This is a genomic window from Streptomyces sp. NPDC052682 (assembly GCF_040678435.1).
Classification (GTDB): Bacteria; Actinomycetota; Actinomycetes; order Streptomycetales; family Streptomycetaceae; genus Streptomyces.
Genome location: NZ_JBFATS010000018.1, coordinates 181,384 through 187,383, shown reverse-complemented (window position 1 = coordinate 187,383; position 6,000 = coordinate 181,384). Strand labels below are relative to the sequence as shown.

At 69.0% G+C, this 6,000-nt stretch carries 6 protein-coding genes and 1 pseudogene; 4 read left to right on the top strand and 3 right to left on the bottom strand.

Going from position 1 to position 6,000, the window contains the following annotated elements; all coding sequences use genetic code 11:
• Positions 1-731, bottom strand: a pseudogene (locus tag AB0K80_RS26810) (IS5 family transposase); the annotation flags it as partial.
• 172 nt (positions 732-903) lie between these two features.
• Positions 904-1,254 carry an ANTAR domain-containing protein gene (locus AB0K80_RS26805; RefSeq protein ID WP_365673867.1) on the bottom strand — a complete coding sequence of 117 codons (351 nt, stop codon included), beginning with the start codon at positions 1,252-1,254 and terminating at the stop codon, positions 904-906.
• Positions 1,255-2,175: 921 nt separating this feature from the next.
• Here AB0K80_RS26805 and AB0K80_RS26800 point away from each other — a divergent pair.
• The 4 genes from AB0K80_RS26800 to AB0K80_RS26785 all read left to right on the top strand — a co-directional run bounded on the left by AB0K80_RS26800 (position 2,176) and on the right by AB0K80_RS26785 (position 4,954).
• A complete protein-coding gene (locus tag AB0K80_RS26800) occupies positions 2,176-2,844 on the top strand; it encodes a hypothetical protein (RefSeq protein ID WP_365673865.1) in 669 nt (222 codons plus the stop codon).
• A gap of 64 nt (positions 2,845-2,908) precedes the next feature.
• On the top strand, positions 2,909-3,253 hold the full coding sequence (locus tag AB0K80_RS26795; protein WP_365673885.1) for a phage holin family protein: 345 nt from the start codon (positions 2,909-2,911) through the stop codon (positions 3,251-3,253).
• Entirely contained in the window at positions 3,229-3,909 is a 681-nt protein-coding gene (locus AB0K80_RS26790; RefSeq protein ID WP_365673863.1) for a DUF3618 domain-containing protein, read from the top strand. The genes AB0K80_RS26795 and AB0K80_RS26790 overlap by 25 nt, the downstream gene beginning before the upstream one ends.
• Positions 3,910-3,979: 70 nt before the next feature.
• A complete protein-coding gene (locus AB0K80_RS26785; RefSeq protein ID WP_365673861.1) occupies positions 3,980-4,954 on the top strand; it encodes a YihY/virulence factor BrkB family protein in 975 nt (324 codons plus the stop codon).
• 162 nt (positions 4,955-5,116) lie between these two features.
• Here the strand turns inward: AB0K80_RS26785 and AB0K80_RS26780 are convergent, their stop codons facing one another.
• Positions 5,117-5,371 (bottom strand): hypothetical protein, encoded by a 255-nt coding sequence (locus AB0K80_RS26780; RefSeq protein WP_365673859.1) that lies wholly within the window; start codon positions 5,369-5,371, stop codon positions 5,117-5,119.
• Positions 5,372-6,000 lie beyond the last annotated feature (629 nt).

Genomic DNA, 6,000 nt, shown 5'->3' with positions numbered 1-6,000 from the left:
CGTTCGTAACGGCGGTGCAGACGTCGGCAGCCCGCCAGCCAGGACACCGTTCGTTCCACGACCCATCTGTGCCGGCCAAGCCGTTGCGACGACTCACGCCTTTACGGGCGATGCGCGGTGTGATGCCGCGCCCCCAGAGCCATCGGCGCAAGTGGTCATAGTCGTAACCCTTGTCACCGTGGAGCTTCGCGGGTCGCCTTCTGCGAGGCCCCCGGTGCGAGCGGATGGGTGGGATACCGCGCACGAGCGGCTCAAGGCCGAAGCTGTCGTGCACGTTGGCGCCGGAGATGCCCAGCGACAGCGGCAGGCCGTTCCGGTCGGTGATCAGGTCGATTTTCGATCCCAGTTTGCCGCGATCGGTCGGATTCGGTCCGCTCAATGGCCCCCCTTTGTCGCCCGCACGCTGACCGAATCGATCACGCAGCGCGACCAGTCCAGGTCACCGCGGGCACCCAGTTCATCAAGCACAACGCGGTGAAGCCGGGCCCAGACCCGCTCCCGGCTCCACTGGCTGAACCGCCGGTAGACCGTCTGCCAGCACGGTCCGAACACCGGCGGCAGCTGCCGCCACGTGCACCCCGACGTGCCACGAACACGATGGCCGTCAACACCTCACGATCACCGGACCGACGCTTACCGCCACCTTGCGGACGCGTCACCTCCGTCAGAGGCACCACCCGTCGAAACAGCTCCCACAGCTCATCCGGCACTAGCCGCTCAGCAAGAGTCATCACACCAAGCCAACGAGCTGAGACAGCCATCAGAAACGCTGTCTTAGGGCTTCGAGGCGCAGCGGGAGCCGGTCGGAAAACGCATCACGTCCCGCATCGCGCTCCGCGACGATCCGGTCGTCGGCATGGCCGGTCGCCACGGGCCCTGACCCACCCAGCCCAGCTGCTTCGATCACCTCCTGCGGGTGAGGGCAGCGTGCAGTTCGGCCAGGATCGTCTCAGGCAGAGCGGTGTCCTGCGCATGCTCGATGATCTGCTCGGCGATCGCGGAGAGCTTGGTGTTGGTGTGCTGCGAGATCTCACGCAGCACCATGAACCCGTCCTCCGGGTTGATCTTCGCCGTCATCACCAGCACCCCGATGGCCTGATCCACGACCGCGTGAGAGGCCACCGCACGCCGCAGCTGGGCATTCTCCACCCGCAGCTGCTCGACCTTCTCCCGCAACTGCTTCACCTCCTGCACGAGGTCGTCGACGCGAGGATCAGCGCCGGGTTCTCGGCCGGGGAGCGCGGGCGAGGTCAATGCGTATCACCGTGGGTGTCGGGGGAGCGGGGACGCATGTTCGCCTACCCCTTACCCTCCCTGACATCCCCGCGGCGGGGAAAGGTCACAGCACTATGGCTGGGAAGAGGTGAGCTCTCCGAGTCTGGACTCGGAGAGCTCGGCGGGGCTTGCTTCCGAACCCCGCTCACGGCGGGTAGCCGTATGGTCAGCTGCCATACCGGAATGATCAGGCCACATCGCGGTAGCGCGGTGACCGATCAGCGCCCAGCGGCCGGCTCGTGCTGTGGACCAAACGCAACGGTTCGTCGCCGTCGAGCATCAGGGCCGACGGTGGACGGTGTCGGCTGATGCGCTCACCCCCTGCCCGCACCACACCATTGACGACAGCGCGTACGCACGCGATCGTGCGGGCCGCGGTGTCGGCCTGCTGGTGCGGCTGGGGCACAACGTCACGGAACCCTCGGACGGCGGTGACTTGCTGGTCCTGGCCGATCAGTAGGTCGAGGGCGGACCCGACGCCGGGCACGGCCGGGGCCGCGCGCACACGAGGTCCCGTCGTGTGGCGACCGGAGCGACGTGCACGCGTCACAGCAACAACACACCGCCGATCAAAAAGGTCACTGACGAACCTCTGCGCCGCGGTGACATCCGTCTGGCGTTCAGGCCGCGCCACGTCCTCAACGCCCCATGTCTTGGCGTGCGGCCCGGGCCATGACGTCTATCGGTGCTGAAGGCCGCCCGCGCCCAGCTCCGCACATGGTTGTTTCGCATGTCATGACCCGGATACTCGCAAAAACGCCCCAATCGGTACATAAGCACACAGACGTGGTAGAACCCCTCACCAAGCTGAGAGATGCCGACCGTGGGGTGCAGCGATTTCCCCGAACGTCCTTCGCAGAGCCTGGAGGCCGTCCGCGGCCCGGAAAGAGGGTGAGGACCATGAGTACTGAGTCCGACGTCGGCGGGGCCGGGCGTGTACAGGCGGCCGGACAGACCGCGAAAGAGCAGGCGTCGGCCACAGCCGGCCAGGCCAGCAAAGCCGCCGGCGAGGTGGCTGGCACCGCGCTGGAGCAGGCCAAGACGGTGGCTGGGGAGGCGCGTCGCCAGGCCGGAAGCGCCGTGGGTGACCTCCGGGGCCGCATGGCCGAGGAGGTGGAGGGCCAGACGCGGCGTGCGGCCGGGACGGTCCACCAGTGGGCGGACGAGCTGGCGGAGATGGCGCGCAACGCCCCCGACGACTCCCCGGCCCGCACCCTGGTGTCAAAGGCTGCGGATGGTGGCCACCGGGCGGCGGACTACCTGGACGAGCACGGTGTGCAAGGCATGACGGAGGACCTGAAGGGATTCGCGCGGCGCCGGCCGGGGGCGTTCCTGGCGGGGGCGGCGCTGGCGGGGTTCGCGGTCGGCAGGATGGCCAAGGCCGGCAGCAAGGCGCAGTCCGGACAAGGGGGGCAGCAGGAACAGACGCCTTTCCCGGGCAATGGGGTGCCGGAGAGGACCGTACGGCCGGACCCGCGGGCTTATCCGGAGGGTGACGTGCAGCCGGAGCCGGGGCCTTACCCGCAGGGTGCCGTGCAGCCGGGGCTGCGGCCTTTCCCGGAGGTGTGAGATGTCGTCGACGGCGCCGGAGCCGCGCGGTGGGGGCTCTTCGGTCGGAGAGCTGTTGTCGGAGGTGACCTCGGACATCCAGACGCTCCTTCGGCAGGAGGTGGAGCTGGCCAAGGCCGAGGTCCGGGAGGAGGCCGGCAAGGCGGGCAAGGCCGCCGGAATGTACGCAGGCGCCGGGTTCGGCGGCTACATGGTCGCCCTGTTCGCCTCACTCGCGGCGATGTTCGCCCTGGTCAATGTGATGGACACCGCCTGGGCAGCCCTGATCGTCACCGCGGTGTGGGCGGTGATCGCAGCCGTGCTGTACGTGATGGGCCGCTCCCGGATGCGGGAGGTGTCCCTGAAGCCGGAGCAGACCGTGCAGACGCTGAAGGAGGACGCGCAATGGGCACGTCACCCGACCAGGTGAGAACCGAGATCGAGGCGACCCGCGAGCGGCTGTCGGAGAACGTCGACCGGCTGGCCGACCGCACCAGCCCGGCACGGATCGTGCGCCGCCGCACCGATCGAGTCCGCAGCGCGGTCTCCAGCGCGCGCCGGCGCGTCATGGGCACCGCATCCGGAACCGCACAGAGCGCCAGGGGCCGCACTCAGCAGGCCGCAGCATCCGTCAAGGACAGCGCCGGCCAGGCCGCGGACACGATGCTCCAGACGGCCGGGCAGGTCGGCGAGACGGTCAGCAGCGCCCCGGAACGGGCGATGAGGCAGACGCAGGGCAATCCGCTGGCGGCCGGGCTGATCTCCTTCGGTGCCGGGATGCTGGCCGCCTCGCTCCTGCCCGCCTCGCAGGCCGAGGAGCAGGCAGCCTCCCAGCTCTCCGAGAAGGCCGGTGAGGTGATCGAGCCCGTCAAGCAGGCGGCGATTCAGTCCGCGCAGCAGGTGAAGGAGGACGCCACCGAGACGGCCAAGCAGGCCGCCCAGGAGGTCAAGGACACCGCTGCGGAAGCGGCGCGCACCACCAAGGAGGAGGCGAGCGACCAGGCCGGGCAGGTCACGGAGCAGGCCCGGCAGTCCGGCCAGCAGGTAGCCGGCGAGGCCCGGCGGCAGCCTCCTGGCGGCATGTGAACCACCAGTGACCGCCGCTCCGCCACCGATTCGCTCCTGGTGCGGCGGCACCGATCAGAAGGGGTGAGCCATGGCCCGCCACCGCACCGATCGCGACGAGACATCCCGCCTGGACCGGCACACGACCCAGCCGGCGAAGAAGCCGACCGACCTGCCGAAAGGGTCCTGGGGAGGCGTCTTCAAACGGACCCTGAAGGAATTCAAGGAGGACAACCTCACCGACTGGGCGGCCGCCCTGACCTACTACGGCATCCTGGCGATCTTCCCCGCCCTGCTCGCCCTGGTCTCGCTCCTCGGGCTGCTGGGCAGCTCGACGATCAAACCGATGATCGACAACCTAGGCAGTCTCGCCCCCGGCGCCGCACGCGACATCCTCAACAACGTCCTCAAACAGCTCCAGGCAAACCAGGGCGGGGCAAGCATCGCGCTGATCATCGGAATCGCGCTGGCCTTGTGGTCGGCCTCCGGGTACATCGCCGCGTTCATGCGCGCGTCCAACGCCGTCTACGACATCGGCGAAGGTCGCCCCGTCTGGAAGACCATCCCCACCCGCCTGATCATCACGCTCATCGTCGTGGTGCTGCTCGCCGCCATGGCGATCGGCGTGGTCTTCACCGGCACCCTGGCCAAGAAGACCGGCCAGGTCCTCGGCCTGGGCGACACCTTCATCACGGTGTGGAACATCGCCAAATGGCCCGTGATGGTCCTGCTCTTCGCCGCGATCATCGCCCTGCTGTACTGGGCGGCCCCCAACGTCAAACGCAAGTTCCGGTGGGTCAGCCCCGGCAGTCTCATCGCCATCGTCATCTGGCTCATCGCCTCCGCCGCGTTCGCCTTCTACGTGGCGAACTTCGGCAGCTACAACAAGACCTACGGCAGCATGGCCGCAGTGATCATCTTCCTGATCTGGATGTGGATCTCCAACATCGCCATCCTGCTCGGCCTGGAATTCAACGCCGAACTCGAACGCGCCCGGGCCATCGACAGCGGCCACCCTCCCGGCGAAGAGCCCTACGTCGAGCCCCGCGACACCCGCAAACTCTGACACCCACTCCGCCTGTGCCGACGGCAGCCGGGGTCTCGCATCCGGCACACCGCCGACCGGAGGTTGCCGTCGAGCGGTCCGGGTAGCGTGCATCAGCATGACGGGGCCCCGCCTACTTGGCTCAGGCGGGGCACCGTGGCATTCGGTTGGTCCGCATCCTTGCTATTCGTCGGCACGGTCGGCGGTGACCCAGGCCGTGGCCTGCTGCATGCCGTGCGCCCGAGCCTGCTTCAACGGCCAGTCCCCGGCGGCCCTGCGGGCCTCGAGGGCCGCCTCCTGCAGTGCGTCGGCGCTGGCCCCCTGGCGCATGCGGTCGGCGGTGTCCTCCCAGCCCTGTGCGTAGGCATGGTCGGCGACCGTGGCAGCGCGGGCTTTTTCTGTCATCGCGCGCCGCTGTGCTTCCGCGAGGGTCCTCATACTGTCCCTCACTCCTCGTAGTCGGTGCCCGGCGGTGGCATGTGGTGGTTCGGCAACCGCCGGAGCGGATCACCGCCCGCCGCAGCGCGCAGATCGCTGCCTGCCTTCAGGACCTGGAGCACGAGTACATCCCGCCGTCGACACGACGGCAACCTGAAGTTCGCGCCCGAGATCTCGGTGCGGGCACGGGCGAAGCTGAACCGAAGAGCCGCCCGACCCGCCGCGCGAAGCCGCAGGCCCGCTCCTTGAAGCAGCTGCGCGAGGGTTGGCGGGCCAGCGCGCGGGACTTCCTCGTGCCGACGCCGACCTCTTCGACTCCCTCCTCGAGCGCGCCCGCCCCGCAATCCCGCGATCCGGACCCGGGGCGCCGCCGTCGTCGATGCGGGATTGGCGGCCGTCGCGGTCACTGCCACGGTGTTCGTGATGAACAAGGACGGCTGCTTCCACCGTCGTAGTCTGCTCACCGAAGCCCGCCGCCACCTCGCCCTTCCAGCGCGGGCAACGTCGCGAGCCGGGTCTGAACGAGCGGATCGTGAACGAGGCGCTCGTCGCGCACTGCACCGACATCACCGAGGCGCGCACCGAGCCGGGCAGAAACCCGCCTACCGGCTCTACACCGCCCGATGGGC